The 18,365-nt window shown below is 67.9% G+C and carries 17 protein-coding genes, 1 tRNA gene and 1 pseudogene; 9 read left to right on the top strand and 10 right to left on the bottom strand.

The annotated features are described in order from the left end of the window. The 6 genes and pseudogenes from MKK84_RS18370 to MKK84_RS18345 form a co-directional block, all read right to left on the bottom strand. Positions 1–91: pseudogene (locus MKK84_RS18370) on the bottom strand (IS5/IS1182 family transposase); the annotation flags it as partial. Positions 92–317: 226 nt separating this feature from the next. Further along, positions 318–1,490, bottom strand: a complete 1,173-nt coding sequence (locus MKK84_RS18365; RefSeq protein ID WP_243922207.1) for an alpha/beta hydrolase — start codon at positions 1,488–1,490, stop codon at positions 318–320. A gap of 191 nt (positions 1,491–1,681) precedes the next feature. Next, positions 1,682–1,771 (bottom strand) — tRNA-Ser (locus tag MKK84_RS18360). A 337-nt stretch (positions 1,772–2,108) separates the two neighbouring features. Continuing rightward, a complete protein-coding gene (locus tag MKK84_RS18355; protein WP_243922205.1) occupies positions 2,109–3,227 on the bottom strand; it encodes an ATP-dependent RecD-like DNA helicase in 1,119 nt (372 codons plus the stop codon). A gap of 10 nt (positions 3,228–3,237) precedes the next feature. Beyond that, positions 3,238–4,170, bottom strand: coding sequence for an oxygen-dependent coproporphyrinogen oxidase (hemF, locus tag MKK84_RS18350; protein WP_243922203.1), 933 nt, complete (start codon positions 4,168–4,170; stop codon positions 3,238–3,240). Between the two features lie 167 nt (positions 4,171–4,337). Then, on the bottom strand, positions 4,338–5,345 hold the full coding sequence (locus MKK84_RS18345; RefSeq protein ID WP_243922201.1) for a class I SAM-dependent methyltransferase: 1,008 nt from the start codon (positions 5,343–5,345) through the stop codon (positions 4,338–4,340). A gap of 392 nt (positions 5,346–5,737) precedes the next feature. Here MKK84_RS18345 and MKK84_RS18340 point away from each other — a divergent pair, with 392 nt between their 5' ends. Further along, positions 5,738–9,211 carry a rhamnan synthesis F family protein gene (locus MKK84_RS18340; protein WP_243922199.1) on the top strand — a complete coding sequence of 1,158 codons (3,474 nt, stop codon included), beginning with the start codon at positions 5,738–5,740 and terminating at the stop codon, positions 9,209–9,211. Between the two features lie 142 nt (positions 9,212–9,353). Here MKK84_RS18340 and MKK84_RS18335 read toward each other — a convergent pair whose 3' ends face one another. Then, positions 9,354–9,764 carry a PaaI family thioesterase gene (locus MKK84_RS18335; RefSeq protein WP_243922197.1) on the bottom strand — a complete coding sequence of 137 codons (411 nt, stop codon included), beginning with the start codon at positions 9,762–9,764 and terminating at the stop codon, positions 9,354–9,356. Positions 9,765–10,284: 520 nt separating this feature from the next. Between MKK84_RS18335 and MKK84_RS18330 the strand changes: the two genes are divergently transcribed. Beyond that, positions 10,285–10,785: a MucR family transcriptional regulator gene (locus MKK84_RS18330; protein ID WP_243922196.1), complete on the top strand. Its 501-nt coding sequence runs from the start codon at positions 10,285–10,287 to the stop codon at positions 10,783–10,785. Positions 10,786–10,882: 97 nt separating this feature from the next. Here the strand turns inward: MKK84_RS18330 and MKK84_RS18325 are convergent, their stop codons facing one another. Beyond that, positions 10,883–11,098 (bottom strand): hypothetical protein, encoded by a 216-nt coding sequence (locus MKK84_RS18325; protein WP_243922194.1) that lies wholly within the window; start codon positions 11,096–11,098, stop codon positions 10,883–10,885. Positions 11,099–11,327: 229 nt separating this feature from the next. Between MKK84_RS18325 and MKK84_RS18320 the strand changes: the two genes are divergently transcribed. From MKK84_RS18320 to MKK84_RS18305, 4 genes are all read left to right on the top strand, one after another. Then, a complete protein-coding gene (locus tag MKK84_RS18320) occupies positions 11,328–11,855 on the top strand; it encodes a hypothetical protein (RefSeq protein ID WP_243922192.1) in 528 nt (175 codons plus the stop codon). A 24-nt stretch (positions 11,856–11,879) separates the two neighbouring features. Next, a complete protein-coding gene (locus MKK84_RS18315) occupies positions 11,880–12,341 on the top strand; it encodes a GNAT family N-acetyltransferase (protein WP_243922190.1) in 462 nt (153 codons plus the stop codon). Positions 12,342–12,411: 70 nt separating this feature from the next. Then, positions 12,412–12,768: a hypothetical protein gene (locus MKK84_RS18310; RefSeq protein ID WP_243922188.1), complete on the top strand. Its 357-nt coding sequence runs from the start codon at positions 12,412–12,414 to the stop codon at positions 12,766–12,768. A 131-nt stretch (positions 12,769–12,899) separates the two neighbouring features. Further along, positions 12,900–14,021, top strand: coding sequence for a DUF2336 domain-containing protein (locus MKK84_RS18305; RefSeq protein ID WP_243922186.1), 1,122 nt, complete (start codon positions 12,900–12,902; stop codon positions 14,019–14,021). A 10-nt stretch (positions 14,022–14,031) separates the two neighbouring features. Here MKK84_RS18305 and MKK84_RS18300 read toward each other — a convergent pair whose 3' ends face one another. Then, a complete protein-coding gene (locus tag MKK84_RS18300) occupies positions 14,032–14,352 on the bottom strand; it encodes a hypothetical protein (RefSeq protein WP_243922184.1) in 321 nt (106 codons plus the stop codon). A gap of 301 nt (positions 14,353–14,653) precedes the next feature. Between MKK84_RS18300 and MKK84_RS18295 the strand changes: the two genes are divergently transcribed. After that, positions 14,654–16,543 carry a PAS domain-containing sensor histidine kinase gene (locus MKK84_RS18295; RefSeq protein ID WP_243922182.1) on the top strand — a complete coding sequence of 630 codons (1,890 nt, stop codon included), beginning with the start codon at positions 14,654–14,656 and terminating at the stop codon, positions 16,541–16,543. Between the two features lie 43 nt (positions 16,544–16,586). Further along, positions 16,587–17,309 (top strand): peptidoglycan-binding domain-containing protein, encoded by a 723-nt coding sequence (locus MKK84_RS18290; protein WP_243922179.1) that lies wholly within the window; start codon positions 16,587–16,589, stop codon positions 17,307–17,309. Positions 17,310–17,470: 161 nt separating this feature from the next. Here the strand turns inward: MKK84_RS18290 and MKK84_RS18285 are convergent, their stop codons facing one another. Further along, positions 17,471–17,761 carry a hypothetical protein gene (locus tag MKK84_RS18285; protein WP_243922177.1) on the bottom strand — a complete coding sequence of 97 codons (291 nt, stop codon included), beginning with the start codon at positions 17,759–17,761 and terminating at the stop codon, positions 17,471–17,473. A 248-nt stretch (positions 17,762–18,009) separates the two neighbouring features. Here MKK84_RS18285 and MKK84_RS18280 point away from each other — a divergent pair, with 248 nt between their 5' ends. Further along, a complete protein-coding gene (locus MKK84_RS18280; protein WP_243922175.1) occupies positions 18,010–18,348 on the top strand; it encodes a DUF1491 family protein in 339 nt (112 codons plus the stop codon). The last annotated feature ends 17 nt before the right edge of the window (positions 18,349–18,365 follow it).

Here is an 18,365-nt window from a genome sequence, read left to right as displayed (position 1 = left end):
GACGACGCCCGCCCTTCGGACGCGGCCGAGGCGGCGGGAGGAGCGGCGCGATCTCATCCCAGAGATCATCGGGGAGAAGCAGTCTGGCCATGCCAAACCAACGCTGAAAACCAAGCTCGGTGCCGTTCTGTTAGGCGCTCTTAAGGTCTGGGAAGAAGCTCACGACGGACCTGATGGAATTGTGTGCGAGATGCGGGAAGCGCTCTGAGACCTCAACCGATCCAGCATCTCAGCCTCCCGCTAAGCGCAGTCGAATAGGTAACGCCTCAGCCGGGTTGGCGGACCGCGAGAGCGACGGGCAGAGACCTCGCTTCCGATTAGGTCAGGTGCCCTGTGTCCGCCGCGGAGTGACGGAGGAACGCGAGGATCAGGTCCGTGACAGCCTGCGACTGCTCCTGCTGCACCCAATGGCCAGCATCCTCAACGAAATGGCAGCCGTGAAACTGGGTGCCGGCCCACGCGCCCATGCGCTCCAGCGCACCGGGGGCCTGAAACGGACCCCAGTCGCTGCGTCCGGCGACGAAAAGCGCCGGCACATCGATGTGTCGTCCCGCAAAGCGCCCAAGGTCGCGCGCGAGACTCCCATCCATGCGGCAGCGATAGCCCTGCAGCGGCCCCTGAAAGCCAGTCCGTGCGTACTCAGTCGCGTAGACGGCGAGTTCCCGGTCAGTGAGCCAAGCGCAGCCGGCACCACCGTCCTCCGGCACTTCGGGCGCCACCGTCGCGGGCATGCTTCGGCCGAAGTCCATGATGTAGTAGGTGGGTATCTCGGCCAGCACCTCGGCCGTCCAGCCGGCCAGCGAATACGGCGCGTTGCCCGGCCAGTCTGCGCTCTTGTGATGGAAGTAGGCGCGCAGGAACGCAGCGACCTGTGTCGGACTGCCGTCCATGTCGGGCGCCGCGGCTGGGGAGGCGAAGTAGTGGTGGTAGTGCTCGCGCGGGCGCGGCAGCCCGGCCAGAGCGGCGTGGATCGGATCCTGCGCAGGCGGGCGCAGACTCTCTGCTAGGGTGTCGAGGGTGGGTGCCCCCGCAAACGGCGCGCTCATCAGGACGACCGATTCGAACACGTCGGGCCGGGCCAGAGCGCAGTAGCCCGCCACCCACGAACCGAAATCGTGTCCGATCACCGCCACGACCCGCTCGCGCCCCAGCGCCGCGATCAGGCAGAGCAGGTCGAGGAGCAGGTTATGCATGCGGAAGGGCGCGAGGTCGGCTTCGTAGGCGACCGGCCCCGCGGCGGTGCGCCCATAGCCGCGCAGATCCGGGGCCACGACGTGGTAGCCGGCCTTGGCGAAGGCGGGCATCACCTTGCGCCAGGAATAGGCCAGCTCTGGAAAGCCGTGCAGCAGCAGCAGGCAGGGTCGGCCGGGATCTTCGTGCCCGGCCTCCAGCAGATGCATTCGCAAGCCGTTCGCGCTCTCGACGGAGCGCGAACGGATGCCTGCGGGGAGAACGGTAGCATCGAGCGGCGGCAGGTTCGGTGCGGTCATTTCCAACCCTACTCCAAAGCGGCTGCCGCTATCGAGTTGGGGCGTCAGCCGTCGCGCGCGCGAGGCTTCATTGTCCGGCAACGTCCAAAACGAGCCGGTCCAAGCCGCTTGAAAATGTGGGCTATAAAGTGGGGCTGCGGCCTCGTTGAGGCCGATTTTTCAAATCAAAACAATGGCTTATAACAGTCAACTGGCGGAGAGGGGGGGATTCGAACCCCCGATGCCCTTGCAGGCATGCCGCATTTCGAGTGCGGTGCATTCAACCGCTCTGCCACCTCTCCAGCAGCGATCTCGGACAGGTGATGCAGGCAGCACCGTTACGAGAACCGTCGCTCTGACCTTACCAAGTCGACCACCGCCAATAGCTCGGAGGCGGGCGCTCGGGAATAGCCGAGGCGGGTCATAACGGGGTTGCCGCGGCAGGGCAAGCCAAGAGACCCAGAATGATCTCCTCCGCCGCGCCGAAGATCCTCGAACACGGGATCGCAGCTGTCGCCGCGTCCGGTCGCGCTTCGGAGGTTGCCGCGGTGGTCCGGTACGAATCGGGCGTCAGCGCGTCCCGAGCCCGGTCGCGCTCCGGGCCGTGGCGGCGCGACCCGGATGCACAGATACGGAAGCTCAGACCACCACGGTGATCGCCTGCGCGGCGCGGGTGAGGCCGGTATAGAGCCAGCGCGCCCGGTGCTCGCGGAAGGCGTAGGATTCGTCGAAGAGCGTCACCCGGTCCCATTGGGAGCCCTGCGCCTTGTGCACCGTCAGTGCGTAGCCGTAGGTGAACTCGTCGGTCTCCCGGCGCAGGAACAACGGGATCTCCTCGTCCGAGCCCGAGATCATCGCCCGCAGCACCTTGATGTCGGTGGGCTTCCGGCGCAGGCCCGGATCGTCCTCGGGCACCACGTCGAGGCGGATCAGGTCCGGCCGCGGCGGCGCACGCAGGGCCTGCACCGTCCAGGTCGAGCCGTTGAGCAGGCCCTTCACCCGATCGTTGCGCAGGCAGACCAGCTTCTCGCCGATCGCCGGCATCAGGTCGGTGTGGCCGGCGAGTTCCCGCAGGCGGCCATTGTAGAGCCGGCGCGTCTTGTTGAGCCCGACCAGAACCTGATCGCATTCGAGGACCTCGGCCGGGTCGAGGGCGCGGCGTGAGACCACCCGGCTCTGCCCGAAGGTGCCGAGTTCCAGCCGTCCGCCCTCGCGGATGGTCATCGCCATACGCACGATCGGATCGTCCTTGGCCTGCCGGTGGACCTCGGTCAGCATCACGTCTGGCTCGGCCTCGGTGAAGAAGCCGCCGCCGCGCACCGGCGGCAATTGCGCCGGATCGCCGAGCACCAGCACCGGCCGCTCGAACGACAGGAGGTCGTTGCCGAGATCGGAATCGACCATCGAGCATTCGTCGATGATGATCAGGTCCGCCTTGGCGGCGAGGCCCGAGCGGTTCAGCGTGAAGGTCGGGCCGCCCTCCTCCGCCTCCTTGGTGCGGTAGATCAGCGAATGGATCGTGGCGGCGTCGTAGCAGCCCTTCTGACGCATCACCGAGGCGGCCTTGCCGGTGAAGGCGCCGTACACCACCGTGCCGTCCACATCCTCGGCGATCCGCCGGGCGAGCGTGGTCTTGCCGGTTCCCGCATAGCCGAACAGCCGGAAGACCTGGGATCCGCCGTCGCGCCGCCACGCGGCGATCGCCTTGAGCGCCGCGTCCTGCTGGGGGGCATAGGCCGAGGGCAGCCCCGCGCTCATGACAGCCCCATCACGGCCAGCGCACGGTGGGCGGCATCGACGACAGAATCGAGGCGACGTTGCCGCCGGTCTTCAGGCCGAAGATCGTGCCCCGATCGTAGAGCAGATTGAACTCGACGTAGCGCCCGCGCCGCACCTGTTGCTCGAACCGGTCGGCCTCGGTCCAGGCCGTGCCGAGATTGTCGCGGACGATCTTCGGATAGGCCTCCAGGAAGGCCTGTCCCACATCGCGGGTGAAGGCGAGATCGGCCTGCGGGTTGCCGGTCCAGCGGTAGTCATAAAAGATCCCGCCAATGCCGCGCGGCTCGTTCCGGTGCTTGAGCTGGAAGTATTCCTCGCACCACGCTTTGTAGCGTGGGTAATCGACGCCGTGCGCCGCGCAGGCCCGCTCCAGGCAGGCGTGGAAGTGGTGGCTGTCCGGATCCTCCTGAGTGCGGCGCCGGTCGAGCACGGGGGTGAGATCGGCCCCGCCGCCGAACCACGCCCGCGTCGTTGCGACGAAGCGGGTGTTCATGTGCACCGTCGGCGCATGCGGATTCCAGGGATGGGCGATCAGCGAGATGCCGGTGGCGAAGAAGCGCGGGTCCTCGGACGCCCCGGGCATCTGGGCTCGGAACTCCGGCGCGAACTCGCCGTGCACCGTCGAGATGTGGACGCCGGCCTTCTCGAACACGCGGCCCTTGAGCATCGACATCACGCCGCCGCCGCCGGGCCGCCCGGTATGGTCGGTGCGGTTCCAGGGCGTCTTCACGAAGGTGCCCGGCCCGTCGGGCGCGTCCGGGTGGAACGGCCCCTCGGCCTCGGCCTCCAGCGCCTCAAGCGCCGCGAGGATGCGGTCGCGCAGGGTTTCGAACCACGCGGCGGCTTCGGATTTCATGGCCGTGACATCGGCCTCGGCGGGAGGTGCAGCCAGGGCTGCGCGCGCATCATCCGGCATCGTCATGGCCGAGGCTTTCCCACCCCGCCGGGCCGCCGTCAATTCAGTCGTGACCGGACCGGCGCATCACCCGCACCCGCAGCGCCGACGCGACCCGGCGGGCTGCCACGGGTCGTCGACGTGAGAGGTCAGCGAGAACCGGCCCGGTTCGAGAATGGGCCTACGCGCTTCGCTCACCTCAAGTCGCGCAGATCCTGCACGCCGAGAGACTTCAACTTCGCACGAAGGTGCTCGACCTGTATCTTGAGGATCTCATTCGCTACCGTGAGCGTTCTGAGTGGTTGTTCATCGCCTGCCCCTGCTTTTGTGACGCTGCGGAGCTCGGCTTCCAACGCCACCGTCTTTGCCCGCTCGCGTTTGAGATCCTCCGCGTAAGCATGCATCGTGGCCACAGCGTCGCGAAACTCCTCGCGCTCGTGTTCGAGCTCCTGGCTGTCGTCGTAGAGACTCGTGACCGGCTTGATGTCATCGGCACCGGTCGCGATGGCGATGTAGGAGCGGACTGCCATCGCGTCGCCGCTGGAGACTGAGTGGCCCCCGAGGGCCTTCGCCAGATGGGCGTCCGCGCCGGAGGACGCAGCGCCAGGCAGGATCACAGATCCGTGGATGTTGTGCTGAACAAGGAATCGGACCGTCGGGAACTGCCGCTCGAGCAGAGAAACGAACTCCGGGCCCGTCAGCTCATGCGTGTGGAACGGATTGCCCTCAGGCCGGGCACCGTTCCGCACCGCGATGTTCGGCGTCGAGATCACGAGGATTCCGTCAGGCTTGAGCACCCGGCGCAGTTCGGCCACGGCGCCGGGCTGATCGGCGACGTGCTCGATCGTCTCGAAGCAGATCGCGATGTCGACCGAGGCATCGGCAACCGGCAGACACGCGATGTCTCCAACTTGAAACCTGACCCGATCCGAGGCGTAGCGCCGTTCGGCGTGTGCGACGGTGGCGGGATCGATGTCGATACCAAGCACGGAGCGCGCTCGCGCGCCGAGGAGAGAGCTGCCGTAGCCTTCTCCGCACGCGACATCGAGCACTATCTTTTTCTCCACAAACCGTTCTGCATAAATATAGCGGTGCATTATATCTTTCTGTATCTGACCACGAAACTCATCATGAAATCTATCTCCGGGCAATTCCAGCTGCCCTTCGTCAAAATTGACTTCTGTTTCCGGTTTTTTAGTCATTTACGTTCGCCCTATCCTGCTTTTTATTAAAAAATAGAAAATATTTTGCAGGCCGCATGCAATACTTCGTCGATAATCCGAATATAATTTTCGAGTGCAAAGTAAGATAAAACACGCTTAGGTTCAAGTGCGAAAAATTCGATGGTTACCGCGCAGGTTTTTCTATGGTCCTTGAGGATACAGCTGCGTAAGATGGCTTGGCGTGACACCATTTAAACGCGAACATCTTTTCCGCTGAGCCAATCAGAAGCGTCAACATGCTCCGCCAGAACGGAATCGGTCCGACTTTGCAGGACCGCTGCGAGCGCGAACACGATGCGGAGGTGCTCCATTCGGCACCTCAGGCGCATCATCGTTCGAGAGAGCGCGCGAACGGATATCGGGCCGGCCGGGTGATCGAACCGGCCGCCGCCGCGCGGGTGGCGGGGTCGCGCCTGTTCGACGCCGACTGGTACCGGAGCACCCAGGCCCCCGACCTTCCCTCCGACCGAGACGCCGCTCACCACTACCTGCAGCAGGGCGCGGCCCTCGGCCTGAGCCCGGGTCCGCTGTTCGACGGCCCCCTGTACCTCGCCGACAATCCCGACGTCGCGGAAGCCGGGCTGAACCCGCTGCTGCACTACATCGACTATGGCCAAGCCGAGGACCGGCCGATCTTCCCGCTCGTCGACGCGGCTGCAGTCGCGCAGGTGGCGGAATCGTACTTGTTCGACGCCGACTGGTACCGGAGCACCCAGGCCCCCGGCCTTCCCGAGGAGCAAGACGCCGCTCACCACTACCTGCAGAAGGGTGTGGCCCTCGGCCTGAGCCCCGGTCCGTTGTTCGACGGCCCCCTGTACCTCGCCGACAATCCCGACGTCGCGGCAGCCGGGCTGAACCCGCTGCTGCACTACATCACCTGCGGCCAAGCCGAGGACCGCCCGATCCGCCCGGCCGTGGAGCCGGCTGCGGTCGCGCAGGTGACGGGATCCGACCTGTTTGACACCGACTGGTACCGCAGGACCCAGGCCCCCGACCTCCCCCTGGAACGGGACGCCGCCCACCACTACCTCCAAGAGGGTTCAGCCCTCGGCCTGAGCCCGGGCCCCCTGTTCGATGGCCCGCGCTACCTTGAGCGCAATCCCGATCTCGTGCCGTTCTCCGTCAATCCGCTGCTGCACTACCTCGACAGCGGTCGTGCCGAGATGCGGCAGATCTGTCTCGCCCGGACTCGCGACACCAGAGGCCACCGGATCGAGGTCGGCCCCATCATCCTGCGCGAAAGGGTGAGCGCCCGGATCGCCGTCGTCGTCCACGCCTTCTACGTCGACATCTTCGAGGATCTTGTCCCACGCCTCGCAAAGGCGATTCCCAAGTTCGACCTTCTGGTGTCCACGGATCAGATCGAGAAGAAGCTGGCCATCGAGGCCGCCGCCACCCGCGCGGGCCTCGGGCGCCCTATCCGCGTGGCGGTGGTGGAGAACCGCGGCCGCAACTTCGGAGCCTTTGTCAGCACCTTCGCGCAGGAGATCCTCCAGCACGATTACGTCCTTCACATCCACACCAAGAAATCGCTCTATAGCGGCAGCGAGCAGACGCGCTGGCGCGATAACATCTATCGGGCTCTTTTCGCCAACTCAGCTTGCGCCCACCTTGCGTTATCCCTGCTCAACGACGACACCAAGCTCGGCCTCTTCTTTCCGGAGACCAGCGGGCATATGCCCTACTGGGCTCATACGTGGCTCGCGAATGGCGGCTCGGGCCGTGCCCTGCTCGAGCGCCTCGGACTCCGCTACGACGGATTTGACGAGTACCTCGACTATCCGGTCGGGGGCATGTTTTGGGCGCGGGTCGATGCCCTGCGCCCGCTCCTGACGGCGGGCCTGACCCTTCAGGATTTCCCGGCTGAGCGCGGTCAAACCGACGGCACGCTCGCCCACGCGATCGAGCGCGCCATCCCACTTGTATGCCGCGCGCAGGGCTACAACACCGTCTGCTTCGACTACGACCGCGGCCTCGTCCGCCACGGCAGCAGTTCTCGCAACTGGCGCCAGTATGCGAGCCATTCGCCGGATGGCGCGCGCGCGGCGCTGGAGGGTGTCGATCTCGTCTCGTTCGACCTGTTCGACACCCTCGTGTGCCGCCCAGCGCGGCGCCCGGACGCGGTGTTGAAGCTCGTCGAATACCGCATCGCCCGCGAGGAGGGCACGCCTGTTCCGCTGTTCGAGGAGCGCCGTGCCGCCGAGAACCGGATCCGCGGTCGCAAGCGCCATCAGGGCGACGTCGACCTCTCCGAAATCTACGAGGAACTGCGGGCCACGGGGACGATTCCAGCCCATGTCATCGCGCGCGCGTACGACCTCGAACGACAGATCGACCTCGGCTGCCTCGTACCCCGCACGGAGGTGATCGATCTCCTCAAAGCCGCGCACGTGCTCGGCAAGCGCATCGTCCTGATGACGGACACCTACTACGAGGAGGCCGACATCCTCGGCATCCTGCACCGTTTCGGCCTCGCCACGCTGTTTGCGCGGATCTACGTGTCGAATACCGTCGGCGCCCGCAAGGACCGGGGCGACCTCTGGAGCCACGTCGAGGCGTCGGAAGGCGTCGCGCGCGCGGGATGGCTTCATGTCGGCGACAACGAGCACTCCGATGTCCAGGCGGCCTGCGATCGGGGCATCCGCTTCCTGCACATGGCGCACCCGGCCAAAATCATTGCGCAGAGCGGCTTTGCGCGCGACCCGGGCGATCTGGAACGGACATGGGCCGCCGACCTCGCAATCGGCCATGCCATGCTCAAGCTCGCGTGCACCCCATACCTCGACCGCAGCAAGCCGCCGTACCTCTCGCTCGGCTCGGCCAGCGACGTTGGCTACACGGTCTTCGGGCCGCTGACGCTGCTCTTCATGTCCTGGCTGATCAGGCACGAGGCCCTCCGCCACATCGGACGACTGTATTTCCTGGCCCGCGAGGGTGACTTCCTGGTTCGGATCTATCGCCTGATCCGGGACCGGTTTGGTCTGCACCATCTGCCGGAGGGCCGCTATTTCCATGTCTCGCGACAGGTGGCCATCGCGGCCGCACTTGCGACCGAGTTTCGGCCCGCCTGGCTAACAACCACCGGAATCTACGCGGGCGATCTGTCGGCTCTGCTACGCCATCGGACCGGCTTCGTCGCCCCAAGCCATCTCGGACTCGACCGGTTCGAGGTCAAGCTAAACGAGGACGCCGCCGTCATCGAGCGGGTGATAAACCGGCTGGCGCCGGAAATCGGCGAACATGCAGCAGGAGTGCGACAGCGCTTCCTCGCCTACGCGCACCAAGAGGGCCTCACCAAGGACAAGACCTTCGGCGTCGTCGATGTCGGCTATTCCGCTACCATCCAGAAGATGATGCAGGCGACACTGGGGCGGCCGCTGATCGGATTCTACATGGCGGCTTTCGACAGCGCGAACGCGGTCGAAGAGGCTGGCGGTTTTGCCTTCGGCTGCATCAGCGAGAATGCCAAACCGTGGACATCACCAATGCCAGCCCTGAAATACTCGCTCGCCGTCGAAGCGTTCCTGACGGCCGCCCATGGTCAGGTGGTGGACTACTCCGTCGGCGACCGGGTCGAGCCGGTCTTTAAGGCGGACAGGCGTCGTGCCGCCGATCTCGCCCTCCTGGCCGAGATGCACGACGGCGCGGAACGGTACGTTACCGAGACGCTGACCCTCTACGGGCCTGAACTGCTCCTGACCGAAATGCCGCTGAAGGGGCCGCAGGAATTCCTACGCATGGTCATGGAAGGTGAGATCGCTGTCGATGTCGAGTCTATGAAAGGCCTGGGTGTCGAAGATGATTTCACCGGGACCGCCGCGCACACAGTGTATTCGGATTTGTAGACCGGAGCGCCCCATCTACTCTCGAGTGAGGCATGCCTTTCATCGACATTCGTCAATCAAGGAGAATGAAGAGCCAGTTTATCTTGACGATCAAAGAGGCGAGGCTAGACTAAAGCCCTGGCTGCGAGGGTCGCGATTAATTCTACCCCGCGGCTGGCTGGCCTACAGGCTTGAGCAGACCGGTGGCACTTGCCACCACCAAACCTTCGGCATCGCGGATCTCGGCCTCGCAGAAGATCACGTCGCGCCCGGCCCGGGTCACGCGCCCCTCCGCGAGCAGGACGCCGCGCCCGGGATTCAGGAACCGGGTCTGCATGTCGAGGGTCACCACGGGCCGCCCGACGCTGAGGCGCGCCGCCGTGCCGAGGGCGACATCGAGCAGGGTGCAGAGCACGCCGCCGTGGGCGATGCCGAGATTGTTGGCATGCTCCGGGCGCAGAACGAGCCGCAGCCGCGTCCGCCCCTCGCACACGTCCAGCGCCTCAATCCCGCAGAACTGCACGAACGGAATGTGAGCTCCGAAGACGGTGCCGGGCTCCGAGTCCTGATCCACGCCCACCGTCCCGGCTTCCTCCGACAGACCTCTTTATGGCGCAGGGCGGCTCAAGCCCCAAGGCTGTTCTCGCACAGCACCGGACTCGAGGTGGCCGTAGCCCGGCGCTCCGGCTGCCGTGGGCAACCATCCTGTTCCCGGCCTGCCCGCTACCCGCGTTGCGGTCTCGCCGGGGCTCCCATCAGATCTTCCTTATCGCCCGGCGTACACAATGAGAGCGCCACAGGACGGGCCGTGAGGTTTCACCGGTCTCATCAGACCGGCAACCGATCTTCGCAAACCAAGCGACCGGCTTGTCACCGATCGGACGCCCATCGGCACGGCGGCGGTGTCTGGAACTCGTGAAACCGGCCATCCGACCAATCGGGTTTCTCCGGCAACGATTTCAGCTGGACCGGCCGGTTGAATAATATGCGTGTTAACGGGCGGCCGCTTGTGTATGGAAATCCTCGACGACGACTTGATTTTGCTGCAGAGACGTTAGAACCGTCTCACCACCACCACATAGAGGGAATCATCGATGGACGACAACGCCCCTGAACAGCAGCAGACCTTTATCGAGCAGGCCTCGGACATCGTCTCGGCGTATGTCTCGAACAATTCCGTGCCGATCAGCGAGCTGCCCGGTCTGCTGGCCGGCGTCCATGCCGCTCTGGCAAAGCTGTCCGCCCCCACGGCGGCCGTCACCGAGGCGGCCGACAAGCCCACGCCGGCCCAGATCCGCAAGTCGGTGACCCCGGATGCGCTGGTCTCTTTCATCGACGGCAAGCCGTACAAGACCCTCAAGCGCCATCTTTCGCGCAACGGCCTGACGATCGAGCAGTATCGCGAGCGCTTCGGTCTGCCGCGGGATTATCCGTCGACGGCCGCGAGCTATTCGGCGCAGCGCTCCGAGCTCGCCCGCAGCCTGGGCCTCGGCCAGCAGCGCCGCAAGTCCGTGGCGGTCGAGGAGCCGGTCGAGGAAGTCGCCGAGAAGCCGAAGCGCGCCAGCAAGCCGCGCAAGGCCAAGGAAACCGCCTGAGGGCAGGCATCCGGCCGCCCTACCGAGCCGCATGACGGTTCGGCGGGGCGGCCCGGGCGCTCAAGCCCGACGGTGCATGCCCCGCGGGGCGGGTCCGTCAGGCGAAATCGGCGAGATCGTCGGCCACTTCGCCGGCGGCAATCTCAGTCTTGGCCTTCTGGCGCTCCGAGGGCGCGGATCCGGCCTTCAGGGCGTCGTCGTCGGATCCTCGATCCTGCCCAATCCCGCGATCCTGCTGCCGAAGTGGCGCCGCATCCGGCGGATTGCCGGTGCCTTGCTTGTCCGGGGATTGATCCCGCAGCCGATCCGCCATCGCGTGTCCCCGCCGATTTAAACCTCGATCCTCTGTATCTGGGTCGGAGAGCGGCGCCGGCTACAGTGTGCGATGCACGCCCGAGCGCGGGCGATCCTGGCCACACCCCTGATAGGTCCGCCCGTTTGAAACGTCGCGCGGCCCCGGCCCGGGAGACAAACCGGGTCGTCGGCGTTGCTGGAGCGCAAGCCGCCGTGCAAACCGGCCGCGACAGGGATGGGACCCCGCGATGACGGACACGCAAACCCGGCTGGAAGCGAGCCGGCGCGATTTGCTGGCGGCCTCGCTGCTCGGCACGCTCCCGCTGCTCCTGGCGAACGCGGCTGAGGCCTCGCCCCTCAACCCGGAACAGACCATCATCCGCGCGCCGGAGGCGCTGCCGTGGGTGCCTTCGAAGGATTACCCGGAGCGCAGCGTCGATCGGTGCAATCTCACCGGCGATCTCAACGGCACCGGTCTGTACTACACCCTGATCCGCTGGTGGCCAGGCTACATGAGCGCGCCGCACACCTACACCTCGGACCGGTTTTGTATGGTCCTGTCGGGCACGTGGTGGTGCAACAGCGGCGCGGATTTCGACCCCGCCGCCTGCGTGCCCGTGAAGGCCGGCAGCTTCGTCCGCCGGGTGGCGGGGACGCCGCACTACGACGGCGTGGTCCGCGACGGGACGGAGCCGGCGGTCATCGCCATATGCGGCGTGGCGCCGGTGAACTACCGGCTGGTCGACCCGTCGCAGCCGGGCTGGCGCCGGGTCTGAGGGGCGATCGTTCAGGAGTCGCGTTTGGGCAATCGGTACGGGCTGGAGATCCGGGCAGCCGCGGGCTCGGACGCGGCCGGCCTGGCGGCGCTCCTGAGCGAGACCGGGGAACCGGTCGGCGCAGCGGATCTCGCGGCCCGGCTCGAAAGCCTGCAGCGGGCGGGCGGCACCGTTCTCGTCGCCGTCGAATGGGGTCCGCCGAGCGGCCTCATCGCCCTCACCCCCACCCACACCCTCGATGCGCCCCGCCCGTTCGGCCTGATCACGACGCTCGTCGTGGCCGCCGAATCCCGGCGCCGCGGCATCGGGCGCGTGCTGCTCAAGGCGGCCGGGCGGGCGGCGCGCCAGGCCGGCTGCGACCGTCTGCGCCTGCGCGTCGGACCGGAACAGCCGACCCTGCACGCCTTCTGCGCCGCAGCCGGTTTTGCCGGGGGGTCGGAGCTCTACGAGCGCCCGTTGCTCAGGCGCGGATCCGGCGAGCCTTGAAGCCCGCGACATCCTGACCGCAGCCGACGGCGTTCCCAGGCGTTGATTGAATCAAGCTGGAGCCCCGTTCATGTCCCTGCGATCCGAGACCCCCCCGCCGCCCGGCAACCTGCACGCCGTTGCCCCGCCGGATTCGAACGCGCCGACCTCCGCGCAGCTCAAGGGCGACATCGACAGCGGCCGCACCGGCGACAAGACCCCCCACGTGGATATCGGGGCAGCGCCGCTCGGGACCTGCGAGGAAGCGGGCGGAACGCCGCCGTCATCCCAGGAGGTCCGGATCGCGCGCCAGAACGAGCGGGCCCCGTCCGAGCGGTCGAAGGCCGGCTACGTGCATCAGCGGCAGCCCTGGGTCGTCCCGGCTTTCGTCGGCTTCATCGTCTTCGCGGCAATGGCACTCGGCGGCGGCCTCTGGCTGACGCACTGACCCCGGCGGACAAACAACGCCGGCGCGCGATGATGCAGGACGGCACGGTCCCGCGGGGAGCGTCTTAAAGGTCGATTCACGTCGATGCGGTTAGCGTGAGCTTACTGCAGTCCTGCGTAAACCGATCGTCCATGCCCTCATCCGTCGATGCTCCGCCGGACCTGTCCGGGCTCCTCGAACTCTCGCGCATCGAGAATCTCGATCTCAAGCCCGTGATCCTGCGGGTGCAGACCGATCTGTTCGTCCGCGCGCCGGGCCACGATCGGGCCGCAACCGAGATCTTCGAATCTCTCGCCTGCGGTCTGATCCCCACGGTGGACGAGGAGACCGCCCGGGCGGTCGCCCGGAAGCTCGCCCCCTGCCCCGAGACGCCGCCGGCGGTCCTGGAGGCGCTGGCGCTGCGCGGCGGCGGTGCCCGCGACGCTGTTGTGGAATTGGCGCCCTCGCTGAGCCGCGGCCTGATCGACGCGGCGCTGGCCGACGGCTTCGACATTGCCGATCGGATCGCCGCCCGGGCCGGGCTCAGCCGCGAGGCGGCGGACGAACTGTCCCGCGAGGGCCGCCCCGAGATCGACCGGGCGCTCGCCGCCAATCTCGGCATCACCCTGCGCGGCGCGACGCTTGCCCGGCTGGTCGGCCGCGGCCGCAGCGATGCCGACCTCGCCCGGTTGCTCCTGGTCCGCCCCGACGTTTCCGCGGCCGACCTCGTGCCCCTCTACCTGCACGCCGACCCGATGCGCCGCGCCGTGATCGGCAAGAGCGTGGAGGCGACCGCCGCCCTGCGCCCCTGCCCGCCCCCGCCCCGCGACCTCGGCGCGTCCCTGACCCGGCTCTCGGCCGCGCACGACGTTGCGGCCTTCGTGGCCGCGCTCGCGGACGGGCTCGGCCTGCCCCCCGGTTTCCTCGCCCTGGTCGCCGATCCGGGTGCCCGCTACGACCTCCTCACCCTCGGCCTGCGCGCGGCCGGGCTGCACGAGGAGGAGGCGGTCTACATCTTCCTCACCCTCAACCAGGGGGTGGCGCGCTCGGCCGAGCGCGTGGCCGACCTCGTCCGCCTGTTCCGCACGGTGAGCCGCCCGGCGGCGCGGGACCTCGTGGCTGCGATCCTCGACCGGCCGCTCACCGAGCGCGGGCGCAGCGAAACGCATCAGCCGGTCCACGGCCCGGAAGCCAAGCTGCGCCAGAGCGCCGTCGCGTCGCGCACGAACCTGCCGGCCCGCACCCGCCCGGCAACCAAGGCGGACGTGGGCTGACGGATCGCCCTCAGCGGGGCTCGATCCCCCGCCACGCGGGCTGCCGGTCGGCTGCCTCCAGGGTATCGGTCGAGGGCGTATCCGCGGCGGCTTGAGGCTCGCCGGCTCGGCGGCTCAGCTCCGCCATCAGGCCGCGGGCGAGCACCGCCCGGGCGGCCCGCTCGCGGGTCTCGGCGGGGACGGCCTCGAGGGCCGCCGGCAACGCCGCCGAGGCACTCGGCAGCCGCCCCGTGAGCTTGCGGGCCTCCGCGGCCGGATCAGCGCCGCCACGCATCAGCGCGAGATACGAGAGCACGCCGATCACCAGCGCGGCGCGCAGCAGGACGGTCATGGTTCGTCGTCTCCGCTCAGTGTGAACCGCATCGACGCGCGTGCTGGCTGTCGCCATCCGTGACGATGCGCGGTCGCGAGCTTTCGACAGGTTTCGTGAACCGGGCCTCAACCAGCCCGGGCTTTCGCGCGCGATGGTGAACGAAGCTTATCCGAATGCGCTTGGTTACCTCGCGGAAAGCATCCTGACCTTTCTAAGCCCACGCGCAACACTCGTTTAAGCCGTCTCTGCGACCGTTCGGAAGTTGTTCGAAAGTCGAACCGGAGGCGCGAGGGATGCGGAAACGCATACATCGCGGCGTGTGCCAGCCTTGCCTATTAAAAAAGTCCTGACTTCGTTGATCGACGACCGTCTCGCGGGGCTGGTTCACGCCTCCGCGGCCGATGATGTCGCCACCCGGTGCCGCCATCAGCGCTTCCTGGTGTCGCGCCTCGCCACCGGCGCCGTGATGATGGTCGGGCTGCCGCCCTACCTGCTGTGGCGCGGCGTGCCGTCGGGCATCGAGGTTCTGGCGATCGCGAGCCTGCTGCTGCCGGTCTTCGCCGCCGTGCTGCTCGTCCGGACGGGATCGCTCTGGCTCGCCCACGCGGTCTCGGCGGCGGGCCTGACCGGGATCGTGGTGGCGCTGTCGAGCGTCACGGGGGGCGTCGCGTCCCCGGCGGCGGTCTGGCTGGTGGCGATCCCCGTGGAGGCGCTGATCTCGGGATCGCTGCGCGCGACACTGGCGGCGGCCGCCATGGCGGTCCTCGGCGTGCTGGCATTGGCCGGTCTCGACGCGCTCGCGATCGCCCTGCCGGTCATGGACATCTCCGCCGGCCTCGCCCTGCCGGCCTTCGCGCTCACGGCGATCGGCCATGTCGCCGCCCAGGCCCTGGAGCACGAGCGCAACGAGGGCGCGTGGCGCGAGCGGCTGCGCGATAACGAGGCCCGGGACCGGCTGCTGCTCTCGGCGATCGACGATCTCGTGACCTGGCACGACCGCAACGGCCGCGTCGTGGACGCCTCCGTGTCGGCGACCCGGCTGCTCGGCAGCGAACCGGCCCGCCTGCACGGCCACGGCTTCCTGGAGCGGGTCCACGTGGCCGACCGGCCGGCCTTCCTCCAGGCTGTGAGCGATGTCGCCGCGACCGGGCGTCCCGCGACCCTGCCGCTGCGCCTGCATGTCGAGGCCGGGCGGCCCGATGGCGCTCGCCTGATCCACGCCGAGATGCGCGCCCACCGGATCGCGCATGGCCCCCACGACGCCGCCACCGCGGTGGTTGCGGTGACCCGCGACATGACCGAGCACCACCGCTACGCCGAGGAGCTGGAGCGCGCCCGTGCCGAGGCGGAGCGGGCCGACGCCATCAAGGGCCGGTTCCTGGCCAACGTCACCCACGAGCTGCGCACGCCGCTCAACGCGATCATCGGCTTCTCCGAGGTACTGGCCGGTGAAGGTGCGCCCAGCCTCAGCGCCGAGCAGGCGCGGGACTATGCCGGGATCATCGGCGCCTCCGGGCACCACCTGCTCGGCGTCGTCAACACACTCCTCGACATGAGCCGGATCCAGAGCGGCAACTTCGACTATGCGCCGGAGGTGTTCGACATCGCGGGCCTGCTCCAGTCCTGCTGCGATCTGATGCGCCTGCGGGCCGAGGCTGCGGGCGTTACCCTGGCGATCGCCGCTTCCGACCCGGTCGAGATCACCGCCGATCCCGGCGCCTGCCGGCAGATCCTGATCAACCTCGTCTCGAACGCCGTGAAGTTCACCCCGCGCGGCGGGCGGGTCGACCTGTCCCTGCGCCGCGGCGTCGAGGGTCTCGACATCGTCGTCGCCGATACGGGCTGCGGGATCGGCGCGGAGGATCTGTCTAAGCTCGGCACGCCGTTCTTCCAGGCCGGGGGCGGCGACTACAAGCGCCAGCATGAGGGGACCGGCCTCGGGCTCTCGGTGGTGCAGGGGCTCGTTGGCCTCCACGGCGGCGCGATGCGGATCGAGAGCGCCCCCCAGTCCGGTACGGTCGTCACCGTGACGCTGCCCCGGGTCTGCCGCGCGCCGGAGACCGCCTGTGGCCCGGTGCCAATCCGCACAGCCGTGCGGGGCGCGCCTCAGCCGCGCCGGGTCGTGCGCCTGCCGCTCGGCCTGTTCGATGCTGAGCCGGGGCCCACGCTGAGCAGCGGGCCGGGCTCGGCGCTGCGTCGGACCGGCTGAGCCCAAGATCCCCCCGGAACACGATCCCCCGGAAGGAGACACGATGTCAGGCTACCGCGAGATCACCGTACCGGGCGAGGCCGCCCGGGCCCGTCGCCCGGCCGCGCGGCGCAGCGCCGTGCAGGGGGATTGGCGCTCCGTCCTCGTCGGCGCGCTGCGGGCGGCCGGCAGCACCTGCCGGAACAGCCCCGGCACCGTGCTCAGCAGCCTTGTCGGCCTGGGCGCGGCCGGTTTCATCTGCGTCAACGCCCTCGGCTACCAAGCCGGCCGCCATCCGGCCCCGATCCTGCCCAAGCTCGCACAGAAGGCCCCCGCCCCGCGCGAGGCCGCGCCGCCCGCCCGAGATGTCGCCCGAGAGGCCACCAGGGAGCCGGTGCGGGAGATCGCGCGGGATCCGGTCCGCTCCGAACTGGAAAAATCTCCCGCCAAGCCGGCGGCTCGGGACGCAATCGGCGAGTTGATCCGCGCCGACGACACGACCGCATCGGTGACCCCGAAGGCGGCCCCGGTCCGGACGGCCGCCAAGCCGGTTGCGAAGCCGGCCACCAAGGAGCCCGTCAAGAAGGCCGAGACGGAGTCCGATCCGGTCCTCCGGGCGCAGAAGGCGTTGTCGAAGCTCGGCTATCCGATCAAGCCCGACGGCGCCATGGGTCCGGGCACCCGGGCGGCGATCGAGAAGTTCGAGCGCAGCGCCAAGCTGCCGGTGACCGGAGAGGCCACGGGCCGAACGCTGCGCGAACTGACGGCCCGGGCGAGCCACGGTTAGAGCCGTGCCCGATCGCTTTGCAATCGGTCGCGGCCCCAAGCTTTTGTTGTGACGCGCTCTCTTGCGCCGAACCGCTATCCACTTGGTCGGAGAGCGCTCCAAGACGCCATCGCGGGAACCCCGCGCCGGATGCGCTCCGACGCAGGCGTGGATCACGCAGCTCAGTCTTGCGTGCCGGTGAAGCGGCGGATCGTCTTGCAGTGCGGCCCGCCATTGCCCTGCCACGACTTCGCGTGGCCGATCGAACCGGTCATGTCCTGGGTCGGATTGCCGCCCGGGCGGTGAACCACGATGTTGCACCGATCCTGCGGGGTCCGCTGGTAGCGCGGGCACGAGACGGCCTCCCGCTGTCCAAGCAGATCCATGAGGGTCTGCGCGGGGACAGGCGACGACGCAGTCAGCAGGCACAGGCAGGCGGCGATCACCGTGAGGCGCGAGGATCGTCTCTGCATAAAACTGCTCCTTAAATCGTCGAAGGATGCTCCCCCTTTTGTCTTTTTCTCAGTTAATCAGCAAAAAATACTGCGGATGTGCGATTACACACGGCATTAACTCCAACTTCAATCCTGAAAGACTCTGAATTTATTTCAGGATTATTTGCGATGCACGGGCGTGCACCGTGTCGGACGCGCCGCAGCCGTGCGTTGTCAGGAGGCGCCGGATCACGCATCTCAGGCGCGTTTCCGGGAGGCTCCACCGCATGCGCCTGCGTTCCGATTTCTGGGCTTCGGCCCATCTGCGCCGTCTCGATGTGGAAGGCATCCCGGCGGTGCTGCGGCGGCGCGGGGCCGCGGAGGCGGGGGCAATCTTCGTGAAGGTCGATCGCCTCGACGGCAGCGCCGATCTCTACGGGCCAGCGCCGCAGGCCCTGTTCGAGGCCGAGGACAGCGGTGACCGCCGCTTCGCGGCCCTCGTCACCGGCGGCACCCCGCTCGACGTGGAGGAGCGCCTGACCAAGGAAATCCGGTTCGATTCCGACCTCTGGATCATCGAGATCGACGACCGCCAGGGCCGGCACTTCTTGGAGTTGGCGGAGTGATCCGAGGCCGGCCAACC

Origin of the sequence: Methylobacterium sp. E-065 (assembly GCF_022829605.1) — a bacterium.
In the GTDB taxonomy this organism is placed as follows: domain Bacteria; phylum Pseudomonadota; class Alphaproteobacteria; order Rhizobiales; family Beijerinckiaceae; genus Methylobacterium.
This window is presented reverse-complemented; position numbering and strand designations above follow the sequence as displayed.

What these genes read in the sequence shown, in the direction of transcription:
- MKK84_RS18365 (WP_243922207.1), bottom strand. Translation starts at nt 1,490, where the DNA reads ATGACCGCACCGAACCTGCCGCCGCTCGATGCTACCGTTCTCCCCGCA.
- MKK84_RS18355 (WP_243922205.1), bottom strand. Translation starts at nt 3,227, where the DNA reads ATGAGCGCGGGGCTGCCCTCGGCCTATGCCCCCCAGCAGGACGCGGCG.
- hemF (WP_243922203.1), bottom strand. Translation starts at nt 4,170, where the DNA reads ATGACGATGCCGGATGATGCGCGCGCAGCCCTGGCTGCACCTCCCGCC.
- MKK84_RS18345 (WP_243922201.1), bottom strand. Translation starts at nt 5,345, where the DNA reads ATGACTAAAAAACCGGAAACAGAAGTCAATTTTGACGAAGGGCAGCTG.
- MKK84_RS18330 (WP_243922196.1), top strand. Translation starts at nt 10,285, where the DNA reads ATGGACGACAACGCCCCTGAACAGCAGCAGACCTTTATCGAGCAGGCC.
- MKK84_RS18325 (WP_243922194.1), bottom strand. Translation starts at nt 11,098, where the DNA reads ATGGCGGATCGGCTGCGGGATCAATCCCCGGACAAGCAAGGCACCGGC.
- MKK84_RS18320 (WP_243922192.1), top strand. Translation starts at nt 11,328, where the DNA reads ATGACGGACACGCAAACCCGGCTGGAAGCGAGCCGGCGCGATTTGCTG.
- MKK84_RS18310 (WP_243922188.1), top strand. Translation starts at nt 12,412, where the DNA reads ATGTCCCTGCGATCCGAGACCCCCCCGCCGCCCGGCAACCTGCACGCC.
- MKK84_RS18305 (WP_243922186.1), top strand. Translation starts at nt 12,900, where the DNA reads ATGCCCTCATCCGTCGATGCTCCGCCGGACCTGTCCGGGCTCCTCGAA.
- MKK84_RS18300 (WP_243922184.1), bottom strand. Translation starts at nt 14,352, where the DNA reads ATGACCGTCCTGCTGCGCGCCGCGCTGGTGATCGGCGTGCTCTCGTAT.
- MKK84_RS18290 (WP_243922179.1), top strand. Translation starts at nt 16,587, where the DNA reads ATGTCAGGCTACCGCGAGATCACCGTACCGGGCGAGGCCGCCCGGGCC.
- MKK84_RS18285 (WP_243922177.1), bottom strand. Translation starts at nt 17,761, where the DNA reads ATGCAGAGACGATCCTCGCGCCTCACGGTGATCGCCGCCTGCCTGTGC.
- MKK84_RS18280 (WP_243922175.1), top strand. Translation starts at nt 18,010, where the DNA reads ATGCGCCTGCGTTCCGATTTCTGGGCTTCGGCCCATCTGCGCCGTCTC.